This is a genomic window from Sporomusa sphaeroides DSM 2875, from assembly GCF_001941975.2.
GTDB lineage: Bacteria > Bacillota > Negativicutes > Sporomusales > Sporomusaceae > Sporomusa > Sporomusa sphaeroides.
This window is the reverse complement of record NZ_CP146991.1, coordinates 3,429,691-3,450,083: the sequence shown is the minus strand read 5'-3', so window position 1 is coordinate 3,450,083 and position 20,393 is coordinate 3,429,691. Positions and strand designations below refer to the sequence as shown.

Below are 20,393 nucleotides of genomic sequence, written 5' to 3'. Positions count from 1 at the left end.
CAGCGGATAGATTAGCTATAATATAAGCAGACATACCATTGGGCAGAGCGTGGAGAACTCTGCCCAATTCGCTATTATTTATTATGAAAGAAAATAGGAGGCTTACCCATGCGCATCAAGTCCACCCGCTTTGGCGAATTAGATATTACTGAGAGCCAGCTTATCCAGTTTCCCCATGCCCTTCCCGGCTTTCCCGAAGAAAAGGAGTTTGCCCTCCTGCCCTATCAGCCGGACAGTCCTTTTTTCTTTCTCCAGTCGCTCAGTGAGCCTGATTTGACCTTTGTTATTGCCGAGCCCTTTAGTTTTTTCCCTGATTACAGCTTTGCTCTGGACGATGCAGTTGCAGCCGAATTGGGAATAGCTGACGATAACAAGCCCAAAATCTTCAATATCATCCGTATTCCTGAAAAAGCTGAGGAAATGACTGCCAATCTTCTGGCACCTATTCTGATTAACACCCATGCCCGCCAAGCAATCCAAATTGTCCTGGAAAAGTCCCACTACACGGTGCGCCACCGTCTCTTTCCCCGGGGACTTCCCGCTCCAACCGGGAAAGGGGGCGAGTAGCATGCTGGCTCTCACTCGCAAAGTCGGTGAACGTATTGTAATTGACAATAATATTATCCTGACAATTGTTGATATCAAAGGCGACAGCATTCGTCTGGCCATAGACGCTCCCAAAGAAGTGAGAATATACCGCGGGGAGCTTTATGACGCTATTGTCGCTGAAAATAGGCAATCCGCCAGCCCGGCTGTTTTGCCCGGAAGCGACATATTACAGAAGATTAAGCTGCCGTAAGCTTTGGCTGTATTTTCCGAAATCTGTTAAAGATTTTGAGGTTTTATTCGATACTATAAATATAGAATAAACACGGCGAGGTGCTTACATATGGATATTCAGACCACTACCCTGGGCAAAGGAAGCCATACCTCATTATCTTTTGCTGCAGCCAAAACCACCGGCGAAGCAGGCGTGAATACGAAGCCCGAATTACAGACTGAGCTCATTGCGGATGAGGCAAATAAACAGCCTGGGACCCAAGTTCAGACAAAACTTGAGCAGGATGTTGCCAAGGCAACAGATAATCTCAATAAAATCATGCAGTTGATTAACGCCGACCTTAAGTTTGAAATTCATGAAAAAACTCAGCGGCTGATGGTGCGTCTTGTGGATACCAAAACAGACAAAGTGCTGAAGGAATTCCCGCCGCATGAACTTTTGGATACTCTTGGGGCAATCCGGGAGTATATAGGAATCTTGCTGGATAAAAAGGCGTAACCGACAGCCGGATACATATAGAGAAGAGCAGGAGGATACACCTATGAATGCGGCAAACACCGCCAATGTGTACAAAAATCAGCAAATCATGACAGCTTCGCCTGAGGAACTGACATTGATGCTATATAACGGAGCCATTCGTTTTATCACGGAGAGCATGCAGGCCATTGAGCAAGGCAACCTGGAAAGAGCCAATGCCGCCAATCTGAGGGCCCAGGATATTGTGCGTGAATTTATGTGCACACTGGATATGCAGTACGAGATATCCCAGAACTATTATAAGCTATATGATTATATTGAATACCGCTTGATTCAGGCCAATATCAAAAAGGATAAAAGCCAGCTGGAAGAGGCAAAAAGTCTGCTGACAGAGCTGCGCGATACCTGGATGCAAGCCATGAAGCTGGCCCGGGGGCAGCAGCAGGCTGCTGCTAAATAAAATAGCCGTACATGCGATAATAATTACGGGGAGGTGATAATGTGAAAGAATTATTAACAGAAATACTAATTGAAATCAAAGGCCTGAAAGCCGGCCAGACTGCGATGCAGAGTGATATTACTGCAATGCAGGGTGATATTAAAGGCCTGAAAGACGGCCAGATTGCGATGCAGGATGATATTAAAGGCCTGAAAGACGGCCAGATTGCGATGCAGGATGAAATTAAAAGCCTGAAAGACGGCCAGACTGCGATGCAGGATGAAATTAAAAGCCTGAAAGACGGCCAGACTGCGATGCAGACTGATATTATTGTGATGCGGGCTGATATCAAAGACCTCAAAGACGGCCAGGCTGCTATTCATTCCGAAATTAAGAACCTTAAAGAGTCTGATGCTGCTATATTGGATATGCTTGAAAAAACCTACAGGAAAGTCGAAGAGGTAGAAGACAATCAGGACAGAATGAGCGAAAGCACTAGATACCTTATGCGACAAGGTGTGCAGCATGAGGAGGATATCAAGAGAATACGAAAAGCCTTATAGCCGCTGTTGCGGTTTCTTTTTTTTATTTATTAGAAATTTATTAAGTTTTTTATAAACAGTCGAATAATGGAGAAAAACGGAGAATTAGTTCATAACAAAGCAATAATGCAAAGAAATGACAGAATGGAGCTCTAAACTAATAACCGGTATTGCCGATAATACTAGCAGAAGGTCAGTAAACTATTCCTGTACCGGCCGGACAGGAGTTCATACTGAAGTATATTTTGCCGGGCATGGATGCCCAGGCATACTAAAATTCAAGGAGGAACAAAAACCATGATTATTAATCACAATATTGCGGCTCTGAATACTTATAACAGACTGTCTGCCAACAATGGTGCTACCAGCAAATCCCTGGAAAAATTGTCTTCCGGTCTTCGCATCAACCGTGCCGGTGACGATGCAGCCGGTCTTGCAATCTCCGAAAAAATGCGCGGTCAGATTCGTGGACTTGACCAAGCTGGTCGTAACGCTCAGGACTCCATCTCCATGATTCAGACTGCAGAAGGTGCGCTGACTGAAACTCATAACATTCTCCAACGTATGCGTGAACTGGCTGTTCAAGCTGGTAATGATACCAATACCAGTGTTGACCGTGGAGAAATCCAAAAAGAAATTAATGAGTTAACTAACGAAATTGACCGTATCGCCAATACTACCGAGTTCAATACCCAAAAACTTATCGATGGTACTCGCGCTGGTCTTCGTGATGAAATTAAAGGCAAAGTTACAGTTCAGTTGAATACTCAAGCTACAGTTACTATCGCTTTAAGCGCTGCTTCTACCACTAGCGCTCTGACTGTTACTGGTACCATAGTTATTACTCGTACAAAAACTGGTACTGCAACAAGTGCAGGGAACTACACTATCGGCGATCCGAATGCTGTAGGCATTTCTAACGCTGACATTACCGGTGCTGCTCTTTCTGCTTTGGCTGTAGGTGGTGCTACACTTGACGTAACAGGCCTGGAAAACTTAAAAGTTGGTGAAAGCATTACTGTAAGCTTCCGTAAATATGAAGCTGCAGTCACTGATGCTTCCAAATCCTTCTCCATGCAAATTGGTGCAAACAGCGGACAAAATATCCTTGTAGGTATCAATAGCATGAAGGCTGAGGCTATTGGCGTACGTTCAGCCGCTGGTGATGCTTTAAATGTACTTGATTATCAAAACGCTACTGCTGCTGTTACCAGCATCAACAATGCAATTGAGCTTGTTTCTGCAGAAAGATCCAAGCTAGGTGCTACGCAAAACCGTCTGGAGCATACCATTGCTAACCTTGGTACTTCCAGCGAAAACTTAACTGCAGCTGAATCCCGTGTGCGTGATGTAGATATGGCAAAAGAAATGATGAACTTCCAAAAGAACAACATCCTTTCCCAAGCTGCTCAAGCAATGCTGGCTCAAGCCAATCAACAGCCTCAAGGTGTGCTTCAACTCTTACGGTAAGAATAGTAAGTAACTTAATACATACAAAATGCCCTCTCGCGTTGAGGGCATTTTGTATATTTATAATAACCTCTCAAATAATGAAATGGGGGAACAAAGTGAACCTTTTTGAGGATAATTTTGCTGTAATTACAAAACGCAATATGCCAGATTTCATTGCAGAAATAGAACCAGGAGAAGCACCTTTTTATTATGTAGGTACAGACGAGGACGGAACTAAAATATTTTGTCGAAATGATGATAAACCTTTTATACTAGAGTCTACTATTGATGAAACAAATTTGCCTAACTCAGATATCAAACAGCTCGTTTTTTTATTTGGGGTTGCATCTTTACATGAAATTCAAAAAGTTGCACAAACGGCCCACAAAGAATCACTGATTGTTATTATAGAGCCTAATCCGTATTTTTTACAGCATGCTATGTTTTACGAGAACTTCGAGTTATTAAACAATGTAAATTACATTATAGTTACTGAAAAGCCTGACAAGCTAACAGACTTATTTAAGCTTCTTTTCTCAAGTAAGTTTTTTTATTTGGTTAAAAATGTTACATTTTATCTAAATTCTTACTATCGAAAATACGATAGCGGTTCCATTAAAGAATATATATTGGAGATAGGAGCAGCTATTAAAAATAGATACTTTAGTATCGGCAATTCCATACATGATTCTCTCATCGGACTTATAAACAACCTAAATAATATTAAAGCCCTATCAGAAAATGTTGATGTTGCTAAATTGAAAGATGCTTTTGTTGGAATCCCCGCCTTTGTTGTTGCGGCAGGCCCATCATTGGATAAGAATATTGGTAAGTTAAAAGAAGCCCAAGGAAAAGGCATTATTATTGCGGTAGATACTATTGTGCAGAAACTTCTGCAAAATGGTATTACACCTGATTTCGTTTGTACAGTAGAACGTGGAGCTATTGTATGGGAATATTTCTATGAGAATCAGGATTTTCCACCTAATATGCATCTTGTATCATCACTTGTTGCCGATCCGAGAATTGTTGAAAAATTTAAGCATAGAGCGGTCCTGCCACTTCGTTCAAGTGTACGTGAGTACTTTTGGCTTGGTGAAAAACTAGGAGCTTCACTTAATCACTATATGTGGATGGGGGCTTCTTGCGCCCATTTGGCAGTAGGTTTGGCTCTTCATGTCGGAGCTTCTCCTATTGTTATGGTGGGACAGGATTTGGCTTATGGTGAAAAGGGTACCCATGCGGATGGTACTGTATATGACAAAAAGCCAATAAATGAAGAGACTGAAGTGTTAACCGTTCCCGGATATTATGGTGGCTTAGTAAAAACTCGAAAAATTTGGCTGGAGTTTAAGCAAATTTTTGAAAACATGTTTAGGACAACTGATAGAATGATAATCAATGCGACAGAAGGCGGCGCAAAAATTGCAGGAACAAGTCAGCAAAGTCTAACTAATGTTATAGCTGAGTACTGTACAAAAGAATTTAGTGTTTTGGAAATAATGAAGGGTGTTCCTGTTAACACTATTGATTGGGATGAAGTCGAAAAGAAGATCAGAGATTATCTTAAGGACTTGGAGGAACTTCGGAAAAATGTTTCAAGTCACTTAGATATACTTAGACTGTATAGCAAAGAGTGGACAGACTCAATGCCCGAGAAAAAAGTTCAAAAGTTGTATGAAACCATGAAAAAAACCGATTTATATTATAAGTTAATAAACACAGACCAACTTTTATATCATAATATTCAAGGGCCAATGGCTATATTGGTGCAAAAATTTCATGCTATCGCAGAAACAGATTCATTGGAGAGTTTAAAACAGAATTTGCTGGTACAGATCGAGCTTTGTGAAATGCTTGAAAATACTTCATGGTTGATTATTCAGGTTATTGAGGAAAATTTCCCGTGGAATAATACAAGATAATTTTAGCAAGAAGAATAGATGAATGAAATATTGGAGTGAGCGGATGTTTAATGATAAATCGGTTTTAATAACAGGTGGCACAGGCTCGTTTGGCAAGAAGTTTATTGAGCTTTTATTAAAAAAATATAATCCGAAAAAGATCATCGTTTTTTCCCGTGATGAATTGAAACAGTTTGAAATGCAACAGGTCTTTAATCAGCCGTGTATGCGTTATTTTATCGGTGATGTACGTGATGAATATAGATTGGAACAGGCTATGTACGGCTTGGATTATGTAGTGCATGCCGCTGCCTTAAAACAGGTACCAGCAGCAGAATACAATCCCATGGAATGTATTAAGACCAATGTAAATGGCGCGCAAAATGTCATAAATGCGGCGATAAAATGCGGCGTAAAAAAAGTGATCGCCCTTTCTACCGATAAGGCTGCGAATCCTATTAATCTGTATGGGGCAACCAAGCTTTGTTCGGATAAATTATTTACGGCTGCTAATAATCTTGTAGGAGATCGTCCAACAAGATTTTCGGTGGTACGCTATGGAAATGTTGTTGGCTCACGTGGTTCAGTCGTACCTTTTTTTAAGAATCTTATCAAACAAGGTGCCACAGAGCTCCCGATCACAGATGAACGAATGACACGGTTTTGGCTCAAATTAGAAGACGGTGTGGAATTTGTTTTGAAGAGCTTTGAACGGATGCAGGGGGGAGAAGTCTTTATTCCGAAGATACCTTCCATGCGTATTATGGACTTGGCAGAAGCAATTGCGCCAGGCGTGCGAACAAAAATTATTGGCATTCGTCCCGGAGAAAAATTACATGAAATTATGTGTCCGTCCGATTCTTACTATGAGACACTGGAATTTGCAGACCATTATGTCATTCAACCGAGTATTAATTTTGCTCATGACACTGATTATACGAAAAATGTAATGGGTGAAACGGGCAAGCCGGTACCAGATGGATTTGAGTATAATTCGGGGACAAATCCTCATTTCTTGACAATAGAAGAATTAAGAGAGATGAATAATTTATGATATTCTATGGAAAGCAGAATGTAAATCAGCAGGATATTCAGGCAGTTATTGATGTTTTACGATCAGACTTTCTTACGCAAGGTCCTGCTATTGAAATGTTTGAAAAACGTGTAGCGGAATATTGCGGCGTAAAATATGCCGTAGCTGTGACCAATGCCACAGCGGCGCTTCATATAGCCTGTCTGGCGGCAGGTCTTAAAAAAGGTGACGTTCTCTGGACAAGTCCAAACACCTTTGTTGCATCCGCTAACTGTGGGCGTTACTGCGGAGCTGATGTAGACTTTGTTGATATTGATAATGATACCTATAATATGAGTGTTGATACGCTTGCAGAAAAATTGGCAGAGGCACAGGTAAAGCCTAAAGTTGTGATTCCGGTGCATTTTTCCGGGCAATCCTGTGAGATGGAACGAATTTACACGTTATCCAAGCAATATGGGTTTATTGTTATCGAAGATGCCTCTCATGCCATTGGTGCGGACTATCAGGACACAAAGGTCGGTTCGTGCAAGTATTCCGATATGACGGTATTTAGTTTTCATCCGGTAAAAATCATCACAACCGGGGAAGGTGGCATGGTATTAACGAATAGTGAAGCGTTATACCAGAAATTGCAACTGCTCCGCAGTCACGGCATTACCCGGGATGAATCCATGTTACAAGGTGAATCGGACGGCCCCTGGTATTATCAGCAAATTGACTTAGGTTTTAATTATCGGATGACCGATATGCAGGCTGCTTTGGGATACAGTCAGATGGATAGATTAGATGAATTTATTGCCAGACGCAGATATCTGGCAGATAGATATAATGAGTTGTTGAAGGGTTTACCACTGACACTGCCGTATCAGAGTTCAGAAACAAATTCATCCTGGCATATCTATGTAGTAAGGCTGGATTTGACGAAAGTCAAATTATCTAAGGAAAATATTTTTGCCAGGATGCGGGAAAAGGGAATAATGTTAAATCTGCATTATATTCCGGTACATACGCAGCCGTATTATCAGCAACTTGGCTTTAAGATTGGCGATTTCCCCAATAGTGAGCAATATTATAAAGAGGTATTTACATTGCCGCTTTATTATGGCTTAACGGATGAACAGCAGGATGAAGTGGTAAAAGCCTTGCAAGAGGTTTTTCAATGAGCAGTATTGCAATTATAACCGCACGCGGCGGCAGTAAGCGTATACCACGAAAGAATATCAAAGAATTTTGCGGGCAACCGATTTTAGCGTATTCTATACAAGCGGCATTAGAGAGTAAGCTTTTTAATGAAGTTATGGTATCGACCGATGATAAAGAAATTGCAGAGGTTGCACTAGCTTATGGCGCAAAAGTTCCTTTTTATCGCAGTGAAAAAACATCGGATGATTATGCAACAACAGCAGATGTGCTGCGGGAAGTGCTGGAAGAATATAAAAAAATTGGTAAGACTTATGAGTGGATGTGCTGTATTTATCCTACAGCCCCCTTTGTGACAGCCGCTAAATTACAGGCTGCTTTTACCGACCTCCAGGCAGCAGGTGCAGATGCCTTGGTTCCAGTTGTAAAATTTACTTATCCACCGCAACGATGTTTTGTTATAAAAAACAATAAATTAGTGTATAAATGGCCGGAATATACAAGAGCAAGATCACAGGATTTAGAACCGTTTTTTCATGATGCAGGGCAATATTATTTCGTTAAAACAAAAATTTTTGAAGATAAATTGACACTATTTCCAGAAGGCACAATTCCATATCTTCTGGACGAGATGGCAGTACAAGATATAGATACTATTGATGACTGGAAAATTGCTGAAATCAAATATCAGGCAATGAAAACAAAAGCAGGCGGTAAGTATGATAGTTTTTCGTGTTGATTCTTCCGAGTTAATTGGCAGTGGGCATCTGATGCGCTGCTTAACTTTGGCAGGACAATTGAAAAAAGAAAAACAAGAAGAAATTGTATTTATTTCGCGTGATTTAGCTGGGAGTCTGAATCATTTAATTGAGAAGAATGGATACCGTTTATTGTTGCTGCCAAGTGCTGCATCTAAGGAAGAATTGACTGGCTATGAACAATGGCTGACAGTCCGGCAGGCTGTTGATGCTGATCAGACCAGGCAGCTTTTGCAGGGATTAGCGGTAGAGTATTTGATTATTGATAGTTATGCAATCGATGAAACCTGGGAGAATATAGTCCGCCCTTACGTGGACGAAATTATGGTCATTGATGATTTGGCGAATCGTAAGCATAATTGTGATATATTACTTGATCAGAATTATTACTGTGAAGGGGAGTATCGCTATACAGGTTTTGTGCCCCCCCACTGCAAGCTGCTGTTAGGCCCGCAGTATGCATTACTGCGTGAGGAATTTTATGAGGCGCGGAAAAAAATGCGTACCCGTGATGGGACTATCAAAAACATTCTTGTCTTTTTCGGCGGCAGTGATTTGACGAATGAGACCATGAAGGCACTGCAAGCGATGGAAGCGTTGCAACGGACTGACATCCAGGTAAATGTAGTTGTTGGTGCAAGTAACAAAAATAAAGAAAGTATCGAAGCCTATTGCTTGCAGCATGATAATATGCACTATTTTTGCCAGGTCAGTAATATGGCAGAGCTGATGAATGAAGCAGACTTAGCCATCGGTGCCGGTGGAACCGCGACTTGGGAGCGGTGCTTTTTGAGATTGCCAGCCCTTGTAATCACGATTGCAGAAAATCAAGTCGAAATAGCAAAGAATTGTAAACGCAGAGGGGTTATTGAATATTTAGGGCAAAATGAAATGGTCACCTGTAAAATGATTGAAGATAATCTTAGGATTCTTATACAGGATTGTGCACATGTAAAAAAGATAGAGAAGAATATGGAATCCTTATTGATGAATGAAAATCAGCCAATATTTTTGTTTTTTAATAGGAGAAGACATGAAAAAAATATATAAAATAGCGGTAATTTCAGATAAAGAGTCATGGATTAATCCATATTTATGTTGTTTTGTTCAACAGTTACAAAATAAAGGATACGAAGTTTTTCGGGGATATGAATTTGATAAGAAAAATAGCTACGATTTCGTGTTTTTATTGAGTTATTCACAAATTATAATGAAAGAAGATTTAGAAAGAAATCGGCATAATTTAGTTGTACATGAAAGTGATTTACCTAAAGGTAAAGGGTGGTCTCCATTAACATGGCAAATTTTAGAAGGAAAAAGTAACTGTGTGATTACTCTTTTTGAAGCTGATCAAAAGGTAGATAATGGAAAAATATATTTACAAAAGATAATGAATTTTGTAGGAAATGAACTGATTGATGAATTAAGAGAGATTCAAGCACGCTACACTATTGAAATGTGTATCGAATTTATTTGTAATTATGAAAATATTGTTAGGAGTGCGCGTACTCAAGTCGGGACTGCTACATATTATCCAAGGAGAACACCTCGAGATAGTGAACTTAATGTCCATAAAACAATAGAAGAACAGTTCAACTTATTACGTGTAGTTGATAACGAAAAGTATCCAGCATATTTTTATATGTATGGACAAAAATATATTATAAAAATTAGTAAAGTATAATAGTTAAAAAAGTATAGTCGGAAAATGAGATGGGAAAAAACATGCTAAATATTATTGTTTCAAACAAAAAATGGCATAAAAATTATATTAATGAAATAGAAACTCAAACAAACGCTACTATTATTTATATTGATAATGAATTATTACTAACATATGAGAATTTGAAAAAGTATTCGCCTAAATATGTTTTTTTTCCACATTGGTCGAATATTATTTCGGAAGAAATATACAAAAATTTTGAATGTGTCATTTTTCATATGACAGATTTGCCATTTGGTCGTGGTGGAAGCCCATTACAGAATCTTATAGCAAGAGGGATTTATGAAACAAAATTGGCTGCATTGCGTTGTGAAAAAGAATTAGATGCAGGAGATATTTATTTAAAAATGCCTTTATCTTTGCAAGGTGCGGCTGAGGAGATTTATTTGAGAGCAGCAGATTTGACAAAAGATATGATGATAGAAATTATAAATAAAAATCTGCAACCGAAGAAGCAAGAGGGAGAAGTTGTAACCTTCGAACGACGCAAGCCAGAAGATGGGGATATAGGAAATCTGCAGGATTTGCAAAAGATTTTTGATTATATAAGAATGTTAGATGCGGATAGTTATCCTAGAGCATTTTTGAGTACGGAAAATTTACATTTAGAATTTGAACGCGCAACGTTAAAGCATGGCTATATTAAAGCTGATGTAAAAATTGCATTGAGGATTGGTAACAATGAAAAAAAATAAAAAAATTTTAATTGTGGCAGCACATCCGGATGATGAGATATTAGGATGTGGCGGAACGATTATAAAGCATGTTCTAAACGGCGATGAAGTACATGTTTTAATAATGGCAGAAGGTTTGACAAGCCGGGATGTTAGGCGAGATGTATCGCTGCGAAACAAAGAATTAAGCCAACTTTATGCGAATACTTATCAAGCTGCAAAAATAATGGGCGTAAAAAGCTTGAAAATATGTGATTTTCCAGACAATAGGATGGATGGTGTGGAGTTACTCGATGTAGTAAAAAAAGTTGAAGAAATGGTAGAAACTATAAAGCCAGATATGGTTTATACGCACCATGCCGGAGATGTAAATGTAGATCATACAGTAACACATAATGCAGTTATTACGGCATGCCGTCCACTTCCTGGACAGACAGTAAAAACAATATTGTTTTTTGAAACCTTGTCAAGTACAGAATGGCAGATAGGAACTTGCGACAAAATATTCATGGCGAATTGGTTTGTGGATATAGAGGCTACTTTTGCTAAAAAAATGGAAGCTTTGAAGTGTTATGATTCTGAGATGAGAGAATATCCGCATTCGCGATCATATGAGTCTGTCGAAATTCTAGCTAAATATCGTGGAACGGTAATAGGATGTCAGTTTGCGGAAGCATTTTCTTTGGGAAGATTGATTAGTTAAAGGAGAAATAAAGGAATGAATACAGCATTTCATATAGATAAAAATCGGCCGCCTTTTATTATTGCAGAGATGTCGGGCAATCATAATCAATCCCTCGACAGAGCCTTGGAGATCGTTGAACTGGCGGCAAAGGCTGGGGTGGATGCAATTAAGCTGCAAACCTATACGGCAGATACAATGACACTGAATATTGATGACAGAGAATTTTTCATTGCCGATAAAAACAGCCTATGGCAAGGAACTTCTTTATATAAGCTGTATCAAAAAGCCTATACACCGTGGGAATGGCATGAACCGATCTTCAAACGCTGTAAAGAGTTAGGTATTATGGGATTTAGTACGCCGTTTGATGCAACCGCTGTGGAGTTCCTAGAAAGCTTAGATGTTCCGTGCTATAAGATTGCTTCTTTTGAAAATATAGATTTGCCATTGATAAAGAGGGTTGCGCGGACAGGTAAGCCGATGATTGTTTCTACAGGAATGACTACTGTTGCAGAATTAGATGATCTTGTTAAAACGGCAAGAGAGAATGGCTGTAAGGATTTAGTGTTATTAAAATGTACAAGCAGTTACCCGTCTACACCGGAAGGAACCAATCTGATCACAATTCCGCATATGAAGCAGTTATTTAATTGTGAAGTTGGATTATCTGACCATACGTTAGGGATAGGAGTGGCTGTCGCCAGTGTAGCGCTTGGTGCAAGTGTAATTGAAAAACATTTTACAACTTCGCGTGCCGATGGTGGCGTAGACTCCGCCTTTTCCATGGAGCCGGCAGAAATGGCACAGTTGGTACAGGAAACGAGAAATGCGTGGCAGGCATTAGGACATATTAGCTATGAGGTTGGCGAACAAGAAAAAAAATCTTTCCAATTTAGAAGAAGCTTGTATATCGTGGAGGATATGAAAGCTGGCGATGTAATAACAGAGAAAAATATGAGGTCGATTAGGCCAGGCCTGGGGCTGAGCCCAAAGTATTATAATGAGTTGTTGGATAAAACGGTGAAGAAAGATGTTAAAAGAGGTACTGCGGTAAGTTGGGAGTTAGTATAAAACATTTGTGTTAGGGTCAGGTTTGACTTAATTCTAGATTTGACTTAGATATGGCTCCATGGTTATTCCGAGATAAGTCAATTTTTTAAAAGTCAAACTTGACCTTTAGCTACATTCAGAAATAATTAATATTGCATACGAAGTATAAATATAGTGCTAAAGTCCTATAAAATGAGGAAAACGCTGCAAATGAGGATTAATTTGCCAAAATCCAGTTAATTATTGTCAAGTGAAAAAACGATAATAAGGTAGGTATCGTTTTTTCACGGAGGTTTTATCTATGATAATTCGTACGAATATCTCTGGCCTCAACGCTTTCAGGGAATTAAGTAAGAATGAACGAAAAAGAAGTAATTTATTGGAAAAATTATCTTCTGGTTTAAGAATTCGTAAGGCGGCTGACGATGCGGCCGGACTTAGTATTAGTGAAAAGATGCGAGCGCAAATTCGGGGGACTTTCACAGGCGGCCAGAAATATTCAGGATGCCATTAACTATATGGATACGGTGAATGGTTCTCTTGGCAGTATTCACACTCCGCCGCTTGAGCGGTTGCGGCAGCTTGCGATACAGGCAGCTAATGATACACTCACTAAGGGCGACCGTGAGGCCATCCAGGCTGAAGTTATACAAATGCAAGACCATTTGCACAAGTTGTTTCGTTCTGCCGAATTTAATACCATCAAAATTTTTGCGCAGGATATCAGGGAGATAAAAACACCAATTCCCGGTATTTTGCCGGGGGATACGATAATACGCGAATATGGTTTACGGGTATCGGCCAGTCAAAATGACACATTGACGTTCCGGCTGGATGGTGTTGAACATTCCATTTATCTGCCGCCAAAGGCGGTTGCTTACACGGCGGACGAATTGGTGGAAACGTTAAATAAGCTGTTTGCCGATGCCGGCACAGATATAACAGTTGACTTTGAGGGAGACAGCCTGGTCTATTATTCGCCAACTAAAGTATTGGACAGCCTGGGCGGCAACATGATCGAGATTAATGCGCCGCAGGCCTGGACGTCCATTATTTATGATAATAGCAAGCCAGGTTCTATTTTCGGTGCGGATATTCAAGGGTATGAGGTGTTAACCGACGGGGTTGTTATTGACAGCTTGCATACCAAACTTACGTTCCGCGTGGGTGGTGACGCGGGTTATCAGGATGTTTTGGTTGACTTTGCGAAGGTACTTATACAGCACAGGCAATTGTAGATACGTTGAATGACTCTTTTGTGGCAGACCATGTTGACGTTACCGCTAAGCTTGATGCTGGCGGCCGCCTGCTGATTTCGCATAATAAGCGTGGTGCGAAATACACGCTTACTGATTTAGGCGGAACGGCGCGGACGGTTATATTGGATCAACTAAACTCTACTACTTATACGGAATCAAGATATGTTGGTTCGAACGGCTATGCTGCTGCCTTCAATGGCAATAAGTCACTATCAGGGGGAGTCACCATTGAGGCAGGGCGCAATGATGTTTTGCGCTTTAATGTAGGCGGTACTGGTTATGAGGTAACCTTGGCTGCCGGTACATATACACAAGATGGAATTATCGACCAATTAAATGAAGTGTTTACGACTAAGGGTATTACCGCTCAGGCTAACCTTTCCGGCAGTGTTTTGCAATTGGCGTATACTGGTGCCGGGGCAGGTTCGATCGGTACTGTGTCGGGCGGCGCGGCTTACGCTCTCATGGGTGGGGCAGGGTCGGTAAGTGTTTCGCAGGGTTCCTACAAGCTGGAGGAGGGAAATTCCACCCCGATAGCTTCCGGGCGTGCAACGGTAAGCGGAACAACCCGGCTGACCAATGGCGTACAGATTGTTACCGGCTATAATGATACCCTGACCTTTAGGCTGGATGGCGAGGATAAAGTCATTACGTTAGGTGGTGGCTGGTATACCGGTGCCGGTTTGTTAGCGGCCATTAAAAGCGGGTTAAGCGGTATGGACATAACAGCAAGGTATGATTCATACGACCGGCTGATATTTGAACATAAAAATGCAGGCGGCGGTATTCCGTTGTTTCCTTACTCGCTGGATAATTTTGGTGGCAATGCCTTGTCTGCTATCATGACTACGAATATGCCTATGGGCTACAGCACGGGCGGCGCTCCTTCTGCCAGTTATATCATTGGCGCCGCCAATGTCAGCAATGTTACTATCAGCACCGGGGTTAATGATTCATTGACAGTAAGAGTTAATAACGCAGATCATGTTATTACGCTGACGGCCGGCACATACACTCAGGCTGCTTTAGTGGCTGAGTTGAATAAGCAGCTTGCCGACGAGGGTATTGGCAGTGATATTGTTGCCAGCGCCTCTTCTACGTCCTTGCAAATTCGATCCAGGACGATGGGCACTGCTACGCAGCTGAATTCTGTTGCGGGAAACTCGGTTAACACATTATTTCGCAGGAGTGTTCCCTATTATAATTATGCCAATGTTAGTACGCCAAGTGCATCAGACACCTATATCGACGGCCGTACTGATTTGCTGCCCGGAGTGTCCATTGCAGCCGGGGTAAATGACAAGCTTAGCTTTGACATTCATAATGGCAGTGTAGTGGAACGTAAAACCATAACCCTGGATGCGGGGGATTATACGGCAGATGGCCTGGTAAATATGGTCAATGCAAAACTGCAGGCGCAAAACCTGTTGGTTGTTGCTTCCAGTAAGAAGGTTCAGACACCCCAAAATATGAAAACCGTATTGACCTTGACCTATTCCCCCGGTGTTGACGGAAATTTTGCCATTGACGGCATTGGCGGCAGTGCTTCCTATAGTGTGTTTTACCCAGGCCCATATGATCTTCAGCGTAGGGACAGAGGGACGTTCCTTATTTGGCGACTGTTTCTACAACACCACGCGAATACTGGTTCACCCACTCCTATCTGCGAATCAATAATCCTGCTTTTTTAAATGCTTGTTCCCATCCCTGGCGAGGAACGCGGACAGGTGCCAGAGTGATTATACTACCGTCGACCTTAATTATGACCTTGTCTATTCCACATTGTTTTAACAAACTGGCAGGGATGCGAATCCCTTTAGAATTACCAATTCTGATTATATCTACTTCCATAGTACCTTCCTAATGTAGCTATATTGTAATTACATTATATAGCTATGATAGAATAATTTTCAAGTATTTAGAAGTAAAGAGACGAAAAAGGAGCCACTGAAAAAGTCAATTACCTTTTTCTTGTAAGTTTTCTCAAATCTATTTTAGCGTAGACGATCCGATGAATCTCAACGAATTGTTCTTTAACTACATAGAAGACAGCATAATTCTTAACTGGTAAGAGCCGGTATTCACTGTTTAACGCTTTGACTGGCTGATACACTTTGCAGGAGTAAGGGAATAGTCGCAGCCTGGATATGGCTTCATCCAATGAATCCAGCAAATTCATTGCTGCCTGTGGTGCATTCAACTGGTCTGCAATATAGGTTGTAATAGCTGTTAAGTCCTTTCGTGCTAAAGGCAAATATCTGATATCATACATTGCCGGTGTTTACTTTGTTTGCAAGTTTTGCTTTTAATTCATTAAGTATTTCTTTGTGAGAATATCTAGTGTTTGTCAGTTGAGCTTCTTGTTCAGCTTCTTTTAGCTTAAAATAAACCTCGCTTTCAAATTGAAAGCGTTCAAAGGCTTCCATACTCATAACAACCATATCCCCATAACCATTTTTGGTCAAAAATACTGGTTCGGCAGTTTCATGAACAATCCTTGAAATGTCAGTAAAGTTATTCCTTAAGTCTGATACCGGTCTAATGTGTGGCATGGTTTTCACTCCTTAGTTGCTTTTAATACAATTTTATCATAATTATGCTAAATTTCCAATGGCTAAGTGCTGGCAAATAGAAACAAAGGACTAAATAGAAAAAAATAATGGACTGCCGCCAATGAAATGCCGACCGATCCGGCACTATACCGGGAGGAAAATGCTGATGCAGTCGGAAGTGGGTGTTTTGTTTTTTGCCTATTTCCTTGATATAATGGTATCAGGGAAATAGCATGGAGGTGGCTGGCTATGGTACTGATCGGGAAACAGAGTGATGTTATATACAGTTATGCCGATTATCTGAAATGGGATGACAGTGAACGGTGGGAGCTAATTAATGGTGTGGCTTATAATATGTCGCCTGCGCCAAGCCGAAAGCATCAGAAGATATCACAGGTTTTATCACGTGAGCTTGGTAACTGTAGAAAGCAATCTGGTAATATGTCAAGCCCATAAAAAATAAATATTGTAAGCAATGCAGGAAAAAAGGGTAACTTAAACAAGCTTTATCTTCAAATGAAGAAAAAAGTAAAAATGTGGGAGTTATTAAATTTGGCTTACTCTACATGTAGAGTAAAGCTGATGGTTGGCCAGCAATCCAAAAATCAGCTGGATAAACTTACGAGCAGTAAGTGCGAGTGCGCGTTTGTGCTGATGAGTTTTGACTTCGTCGTATTTCTTCTGGTAAAAAGCTGCGTATTCTGGTACATGGTTCTTTACATGACTTGCAGCTTCAATTAAATAGTACCGCAAGTATGAATTACCAGCTTTAGAGAGCATGGTGTCGTCAGCGTTGAAATTGCCGGATTGGTTTTCACGCCAAACAAGGCCGGCATATTTAGCAAGAGCACTGTGAGAGTTAAAAGCATCAATGGAGCCGATCTCAGCGATGATACCGGCAGCGTAAACTGGGCCGATGCCAGGAATGGACAAAAGAGATTGATAAGCGTTGGGGTCAAGTCCCTTGAGAGTTTTCTCAATAGCCTTATTAATCGCCTTCATTTCGGACTCATAAGCAGAAATAAGGTTGAAAGATGAGGCTATAGAGATGGTTAAAGGCTCATACAAACATTTATCCAATCGATAAGAATTACGAGCTGCTTGCTGAAGCAAAGAGGCTGTGTGATTAGGGTCTACAAACCGGTTTTTGCCTTTTTTACAAATATGATCAATAAGTGCTTCCATCGGCATAGTAGCAATGTCCTCTGTAGAGAGAAAATCGGTTAAAACCGAAGAAGCCGTAGCGCCGTAATTGTTTGAAAAAGGCTGCTTATCCTCGTCGAGCATAGAAAACTCACTGAATTTGAGAAATATATTCGAGAGCATATAGGTTTTCTCGCGAGTAAGCGAACCGGCGATGTGTAAACGATGGCGGGTCAGGCGTTGCAGAGCGAGAAACTGGCTGCCACGCCAAGGGGCAGTAGTAATTCGGCCCACTCTGGCAAAATCAGCGATTACAAAAGCGTCAATGCCATCGTTTTTCCCTAAGTCAATATACGACTTTTTGTAATTGGCAATCATCTTGGGATTCAAACAATAAACATGAGTATGAAATGGCATTAACAGTTTACATGAAGACAAATAATTGGCGATATGAATTCCATAGAAAGATGTGGATTCTAAAGCAACCATCAGCTTGTTGATATCACAGTTTCCAGAAAGGAAGGTATGAAGTTTTTCAGACATCTCAACAGCGCCAGGGTGATTGTTTTGAACAGAAAACCGCAAAAGTTTTTGGGCTTCATAATCAATAGCACAGACGACATTTTCTCGAGAACTTACGTCAATACCCACAAACAAAGTAGAAAGAAGATCCGCCTTCTTCATAAAAATCTCACCACCTTTCTGGCTGGAATAAGAAAGATAGAAAGGAATACCCTGATCTTACTCACTGACCGCACCCTCGCATAATCAGCATTCATCTGTGAAAGTAATCTTGCTGGAAATCTTTCGCCCAGAGATGCAACATCTGTGTTAGCGGCATTTGATGAGTAAGGCAGGCGTCAAGCTTTCTAAGCAATAACCAAATGGTTTTGCAAGGGGAAATAGACGTTACCTTTGCTAAATTCTCTTACGAATATTTTAGCATCAGGGATTGCTATCCGGGTTAAAAATAAAATAAGCTTTGTAAAACAATAGCGGTTGATTGCTTACAAAACTTATTATACGAGCATTCCTGTAAACGGTTAAAAACGGCGATTGAACAAAAAGAAGATACTCCCTACAATTAGCTCAAAGGGGTCAAGCCCCAAGCAGGGTCAAACAGCAACAGAGTTGCCGAATGCCCTAATTAAAAAACGAGCATAGCATTGAAGGGAGTATCCAAAATGAGTGTAACACAGAACGAAAAAATTCGTCAATTGACAGAAAGCACAATGGTGGTCGGTGTGGATATCGCCAGCGAGAGCCATTGGGCACGAGCGTTCGACTGGCGCGGGATTGAACTGACCAAAGCATTCCATTTTGAAAACGATGCGGAGGGCTTTGTGCTCCTGACCTCATGGATATGGGATGTAGCGGCGAAAAACAGCAAGGATCAGGTTGTCATCGGGGCAGAGCCAACGGGCCACTACTGGTTCACGCTGGCGGAATATCTAAAAGACAGCGACATCAAGTTGGTTTTGGTAAATCCGCACCATGTAAAGAAAAGCAAGGAATTGGATGACAACCACCCGAGCAAGAGCGACCTGAAAGACCCGAAGGTCATTGCCAAATTGGTACTGGAGGGGCGCTACTGCGAGCCATATATCCCAGAGGGCGTATACGCCGACCTACGGATAGCGATGAATGTCCGTGAGCGTATTATCAGGGAGATGGTGATAGCGAAGAATCAAATCCAGCGGTGGCTGAAAATTTATTTTCCCGAATATCGAAGTGTCTTTGTAAATTTCAGCCAAACTGGTAGTATGGCGATCCTGCATGAAGCCCCCTTTCCCGCCGACCTGGCTGCTTTAGGGCCGGACGGTATCAACACCATCTGGCGACGCATGAAACTGCGGGCGGTGGGAAAGAAGCGTGCCCAGAACCTGTATGCGGCGGCTAAAAAGAGCATCGGATGCAGGGACGGCATGGGAGCAGCCCGAACAGAATTGAAGCTACTACTGGAAGATTACGACGCCAAGGCCCAGCAGCTTGCGGAAATCATGTCCATGATAGAGGCATTGTGCGAACAAATACCTGCGGTAGCCGAGTTGATGAAAATCCCCGGTATTGGCCTCGTGACCGTGGCCGGGTTCTTCGCAGAGGTCGGCGCCGTCCGACGGTTCGATTCGCCAAGGCAGATTCAAAAGCTGGCCGGTCTTGCCATCACGCAGAACAGTTCCGGCAAATTCAAGGGACAAACAGGCATCAGCAGACGGGGACGCTCCCGGTTGCGAACGGTTTTGTTCCGGGCCGCCATTATGCTGGTTGGATGGCATGGCAGCCCAGAGTTCCGGCAACTGCATCAATACTATACAACCAGGGAAAAGAACCCGTTGAAGAAAAAACAATCCATTATTGCTATGAGTTGTAAGCTCATCCGAGTGTTTTACGCGGTCTCGACAAAAGGCTGCGCTTACGACCCCGTGAGACTGCTTGCGGATATTCATAGGAACCAGCCGCAGCAAGCGGCGTAACCGTTACAGGAAGCTGCTCCCTGAAGCGTCGCGGGGATGCACCGGGCTTCCGTCCATCAGTATTTTGCAAAACAAAAACAGAGCCGGTAGTTGGTCATCAAAATTCTCCATCAGAGCAACGACTCGGCATACGAGCACGACTGACACCACCTTGCAGGCAAGCAGAACGAAGGAATTGAGGGCAACGACCCTGTTAGACATGGGAGGTTTGCTGCTGCGGGAAATGTGGTTTACCGTTTGGCCTGTCATCAAAAAACACTTGATGCTGGCTTTGCTGTGCCTCTTTCCCGCTGGATTAGGCGTT

24 protein-coding genes are annotated in these 20,393 nt (G+C 41.7%); 20 read left to right on the top strand and 4 right to left on the bottom strand.

Going from position 1 to position 20,393, the window contains the following annotated elements; all coding sequences use genetic code 11:
* The first annotated feature begins 108 nt into the window (after positions 1 to 108).
* The 18 genes from fliW (at position 109) to SPSPH_RS16100 (ending at position 15,611) form a co-directional block, all read left to right on the top strand.
* Positions 109 to 567, top strand: a complete 459-nt coding sequence (fliW, locus tag SPSPH_RS16180) for a flagellar assembly protein FliW (RefSeq protein ID WP_075757211.1) — start codon at positions 109 to 111, stop codon at positions 565 to 567.
* Between the two features lies 1 nt (position 568).
* Positions 569 to 799 carry a carbon storage regulator CsrA gene (gene csrA / locus SPSPH_RS16175; protein WP_075757212.1) on the top strand — a complete coding sequence of 77 codons (231 nt, stop codon included), beginning with the start codon at positions 569 to 571 and terminating at the stop codon, positions 797 to 799.
* A 90-nt stretch (positions 800 to 889) separates the two neighbouring features.
* Positions 890 to 1,279: a flagellar protein FlaG gene (locus tag SPSPH_RS16170; RefSeq protein ID WP_075757213.1), complete on the top strand. Its 390-nt coding sequence runs from the start codon at positions 890 to 892 to the stop codon at positions 1,277 to 1,279.
* Between the two features lie 43 nt (positions 1,280 to 1,322).
* Positions 1,323 to 1,718: a flagellar export chaperone FliS gene (gene fliS, locus SPSPH_RS16165; RefSeq protein ID WP_075757214.1), complete on the top strand. Its 396-nt coding sequence runs from the start codon at positions 1,323 to 1,325 to the stop codon at positions 1,716 to 1,718.
* Between the two features lie 41 nt (positions 1,719 to 1,759).
* A complete protein-coding gene (locus SPSPH_RS16160) occupies positions 1,760 to 2,260 on the top strand; it encodes a hypothetical protein (protein WP_075757215.1) in 501 nt (166 codons plus the stop codon).
* Between the two features lie 276 nt (positions 2,261 to 2,536).
* Positions 2,537 to 3,709 (top strand): flagellin, encoded by a 1,173-nt coding sequence (locus SPSPH_RS16155; RefSeq protein WP_075757216.1) that lies wholly within the window; start codon positions 2,537 to 2,539, stop codon positions 3,707 to 3,709.
* A gap of 98 nt (positions 3,710 to 3,807) precedes the next feature.
* Positions 3,808 to 5,616, top strand: coding sequence for a motility associated factor glycosyltransferase family protein (locus tag SPSPH_RS16150; RefSeq protein WP_075757217.1), 1,809 nt, complete (start codon positions 3,808 to 3,810; stop codon positions 5,614 to 5,616).
* Between the two features lie 43 nt (positions 5,617 to 5,659).
* Positions 5,660 to 6,649 carry a UDP-N-acetylglucosamine 4,6-dehydratase (inverting) gene (gene pseB, locus SPSPH_RS16145; protein WP_075757218.1) on the top strand — a complete coding sequence of 330 codons (990 nt, stop codon included), beginning with the start codon at positions 5,660 to 5,662 and terminating at the stop codon, positions 6,647 to 6,649.
* Positions 6,646 to 7,794 carry a UDP-4-amino-4,6-dideoxy-N-acetyl-beta-L-altrosamine transaminase gene (gene pseC / locus SPSPH_RS16140; RefSeq protein WP_075757219.1) on the top strand — a complete coding sequence of 383 codons (1,149 nt, stop codon included), beginning with the start codon at positions 6,646 to 6,648 and terminating at the stop codon, positions 7,792 to 7,794. The genes pseB and pseC overlap by 4 nt, the downstream gene beginning before the upstream one ends.
* Positions 7,791 to 8,510, top strand: a complete 720-nt coding sequence (pseF, locus tag SPSPH_RS16135) for a pseudaminic acid cytidylyltransferase (protein ID WP_075757220.1) — start codon at positions 7,791 to 7,793, stop codon at positions 8,508 to 8,510. The genes pseC and pseF overlap by 4 nt, the downstream gene beginning before the upstream one ends.
* Positions 8,491 to 9,579: a UDP-2,4-diacetamido-2,4,6-trideoxy-beta-L-altropyranose hydrolase gene (gene pseG, locus SPSPH_RS16130; protein ID WP_075757221.1), complete on the top strand. Its 1,089-nt coding sequence runs from the start codon at positions 8,491 to 8,493 to the stop codon at positions 9,577 to 9,579. Before pseF ends, pseG begins: the two co-directional genes overlap by 20 nt.
* A complete protein-coding gene (locus SPSPH_RS16125) occupies positions 9,563 to 10,213 on the top strand; it encodes a formyltransferase family protein (RefSeq protein ID WP_075757222.1) in 651 nt (216 codons plus the stop codon). The genes pseG and SPSPH_RS16125 overlap by 17 nt, the downstream gene beginning before the upstream one ends.
* A gap of 41 nt (positions 10,214 to 10,254) precedes the next feature.
* On the top strand, positions 10,255 to 10,947 hold the full coding sequence (locus SPSPH_RS16120) for a methionyl-tRNA formyltransferase (RefSeq protein WP_075757258.1): 693 nt from the start codon (positions 10,255 to 10,257) through the stop codon (positions 10,945 to 10,947).
* On the top strand, positions 10,934 to 11,629 hold the full coding sequence (locus tag SPSPH_RS16115; protein ID WP_075757223.1) for a PIG-L deacetylase family protein: 696 nt from the start codon (positions 10,934 to 10,936) through the stop codon (positions 11,627 to 11,629). Before SPSPH_RS16120 ends, SPSPH_RS16115 begins: the two co-directional genes overlap by 14 nt.
* A 15-nt stretch (positions 11,630 to 11,644) precedes the next feature.
* A complete protein-coding gene (gene pseI, locus SPSPH_RS16110) occupies positions 11,645 to 12,682 on the top strand; it encodes a pseudaminic acid synthase (protein WP_075757224.1) in 1,038 nt (345 codons plus the stop codon).
* 280 nt (positions 12,683 to 12,962) lie between these two features.
* Positions 12,963 to 13,175: a flagellin gene (locus tag SPSPH_RS23585; RefSeq protein WP_075757225.1), complete on the top strand. Its 213-nt coding sequence runs from the start codon at positions 12,963 to 12,965 to the stop codon at positions 13,173 to 13,175.
* On the top strand, positions 13,087 to 13,899 hold the full coding sequence (locus SPSPH_RS16105) for a flagellin (RefSeq protein ID WP_198930990.1): 813 nt from the start codon (positions 13,087 to 13,089) through the stop codon (positions 13,897 to 13,899). Before SPSPH_RS23585 ends, SPSPH_RS16105 begins: the two co-directional genes overlap by 89 nt.
* 20 nt (positions 13,900 to 13,919) lie before the next feature.
* Positions 13,920 to 15,611, top strand: coding sequence for a hypothetical protein (locus SPSPH_RS16100; protein ID WP_198930992.1), 1,692 nt, complete (start codon positions 13,920 to 13,922; stop codon positions 15,609 to 15,611).
* Here SPSPH_RS16100 and SPSPH_RS23580 read toward each other — a convergent pair.
* The 3 genes from SPSPH_RS23580 to SPSPH_RS16095 form a co-directional block, all read right to left on the bottom strand.
* The gene (locus SPSPH_RS23580) at positions 15,580 to 15,771 is read right to left on the bottom strand and encodes an AbrB/MazE/SpoVT family DNA-binding domain-containing protein (protein ID WP_422396911.1); all 192 of its coding nucleotides are present in this window, start codon (positions 15,769 to 15,771) and stop codon (positions 15,580 to 15,582) included. The two genes, SPSPH_RS16100 and SPSPH_RS23580, sit on opposite strands and share 32 nt — an antisense overlap.
* Positions 15,772 to 15,880: 109 nt before the next feature.
* A complete protein-coding gene (locus SPSPH_RS23575; protein WP_075757228.1) occupies positions 15,881 to 16,192 on the bottom strand; it encodes a type II toxin-antitoxin system RelE/ParE family toxin in 312 nt (103 codons plus the stop codon).
* Positions 16,185 to 16,472, bottom strand: a complete 288-nt coding sequence (locus tag SPSPH_RS16095) for a type II toxin-antitoxin system Phd/YefM family antitoxin (protein WP_075757229.1) — start codon at positions 16,470 to 16,472, stop codon at positions 16,185 to 16,187. The genes SPSPH_RS23575 and SPSPH_RS16095 overlap by 8 nt, the downstream gene beginning before the upstream one ends.
* Positions 16,473 to 16,721: 249 nt before the next feature.
* On the opposite strand from SPSPH_RS16095, the gene SPSPH_RS16090 reads away from it, so the two are divergent.
* Positions 16,722 to 16,928 (top strand): Uma2 family endonuclease, encoded by a 207-nt coding sequence (locus SPSPH_RS16090; protein ID WP_083945667.1) that lies wholly within the window; start codon positions 16,722 to 16,724, stop codon positions 16,926 to 16,928.
* A gap of 90 nt (positions 16,929 to 17,018) precedes the next feature.
* Here the strand turns inward: SPSPH_RS16090 and SPSPH_RS16085 are convergent, their stop codons facing one another.
* Entirely contained in the window at positions 17,019 to 18,299 is a 1,281-nt protein-coding gene (locus SPSPH_RS16085) for an IS110 family transposase (RefSeq protein ID WP_075757230.1), read from the bottom strand.
* A gap of 500 nt (positions 18,300 to 18,799) precedes the next feature.
* On the opposite strand from SPSPH_RS16085, the gene SPSPH_RS16080 reads away from it, so the two are divergent.
* Positions 18,800 to 20,089, top strand: a complete 1,290-nt coding sequence (locus SPSPH_RS16080) for an IS110 family transposase (protein WP_075756315.1) — start codon at positions 18,800 to 18,802, stop codon at positions 20,087 to 20,089.
* The last annotated feature ends 304 nt before the right edge of the window (positions 20,090 to 20,393 follow it).

What these genes read in the sequence shown, in the direction of transcription:
- SPSPH_RS16115 (WP_075757223.1), top strand. Translation starts at nt 10,934, where the DNA reads ATGAAAAAAAATAAAAAAATTTTAATTGTGGCAGCACATCCGGATGAT.
- SPSPH_RS23580 (WP_422396911.1), bottom strand. Translation starts at nt 15,771, where the DNA reads ATGGAAGTAGATATAATCAGAATTGGTAATTCTAAAGGGATTCGCATC.
- fliW (WP_075757211.1), top strand. Translation starts at nt 109, where the DNA reads ATGCGCATCAAGTCCACCCGCTTTGGCGAATTAGATATTACTGAGAGC.
- SPSPH_RS16125 (WP_075757222.1), top strand. Translation starts at nt 9,563, where the DNA reads ATGAAAAAAATATATAAAATAGCGGTAATTTCAGATAAAGAGTCATGG.
- SPSPH_RS16155 (WP_075757216.1), top strand. Translation starts at nt 2,537, where the DNA reads ATGATTATTAATCACAATATTGCGGCTCTGAATACTTATAACAGACTG.
- pseG (WP_075757221.1), top strand. Translation starts at nt 8,491, where the DNA reads ATGATAGTTTTTCGTGTTGATTCTTCCGAGTTAATTGGCAGTGGGCAT.
- fliS (WP_075757214.1), top strand. Translation starts at nt 1,323, where the DNA reads ATGAATGCGGCAAACACCGCCAATGTGTACAAAAATCAGCAAATCATG.
- SPSPH_RS16120 (WP_075757258.1), top strand. Translation starts at nt 10,255, where the DNA reads ATGCTAAATATTATTGTTTCAAACAAAAAATGGCATAAAAATTATATT.
- SPSPH_RS16085 (WP_075757230.1), bottom strand. Translation starts at nt 18,299, where the DNA reads ATGAAGAAGGCGGATCTTCTTTCTACTTTGTTTGTGGGTATTGACGTA.
- SPSPH_RS16090 (WP_083945667.1), top strand. Translation starts at nt 16,722, where the DNA reads ATGGTACTGATCGGGAAACAGAGTGATGTTATATACAGTTATGCCGAT.
- pseI (WP_075757224.1), top strand. Translation starts at nt 11,645, where the DNA reads ATGAATACAGCATTTCATATAGATAAAAATCGGCCGCCTTTTATTATT.
- pseB (WP_075757218.1), top strand. Translation starts at nt 5,660, where the DNA reads ATGTTTAATGATAAATCGGTTTTAATAACAGGTGGCACAGGCTCGTTT.
- SPSPH_RS16105 (WP_198930990.1), top strand. Translation starts at nt 13,087, where the DNA reads ATGCGGCCGGACTTAGTATTAGTGAAAAGATGCGAGCGCAAATTCGGG.
- SPSPH_RS16095 (WP_075757229.1), bottom strand. Translation starts at nt 16,472, where the DNA reads ATGCCACACATTAGACCGGTATCAGACTTAAGGAATAACTTTACTGAC.
- SPSPH_RS23575 (WP_075757228.1), bottom strand. Translation starts at nt 16,192, where the DNA reads ATGTATGATATCAGATATTTGCCTTTAGCACGAAAGGACTTAACAGCT.
- csrA (WP_075757212.1), top strand. Translation starts at nt 569, where the DNA reads ATGCTGGCTCTCACTCGCAAAGTCGGTGAACGTATTGTAATTGACAAT.
- SPSPH_RS16080 (WP_075756315.1), top strand. Translation starts at nt 18,800, where the DNA reads ATGAGTGTAACACAGAACGAAAAAATTCGTCAATTGACAGAAAGCACA.
- SPSPH_RS16170 (WP_075757213.1), top strand. Translation starts at nt 890, where the DNA reads ATGGATATTCAGACCACTACCCTGGGCAAAGGAAGCCATACCTCATTA.
- pseF (WP_075757220.1), top strand. Translation starts at nt 7,791, where the DNA reads ATGAGCAGTATTGCAATTATAACCGCACGCGGCGGCAGTAAGCGTATA.
- pseC (WP_075757219.1), top strand. Translation starts at nt 6,646, where the DNA reads ATGATATTCTATGGAAAGCAGAATGTAAATCAGCAGGATATTCAGGCA.
- SPSPH_RS23585 (WP_075757225.1), top strand. Translation starts at nt 12,963, where the DNA reads ATGATAATTCGTACGAATATCTCTGGCCTCAACGCTTTCAGGGAATTA.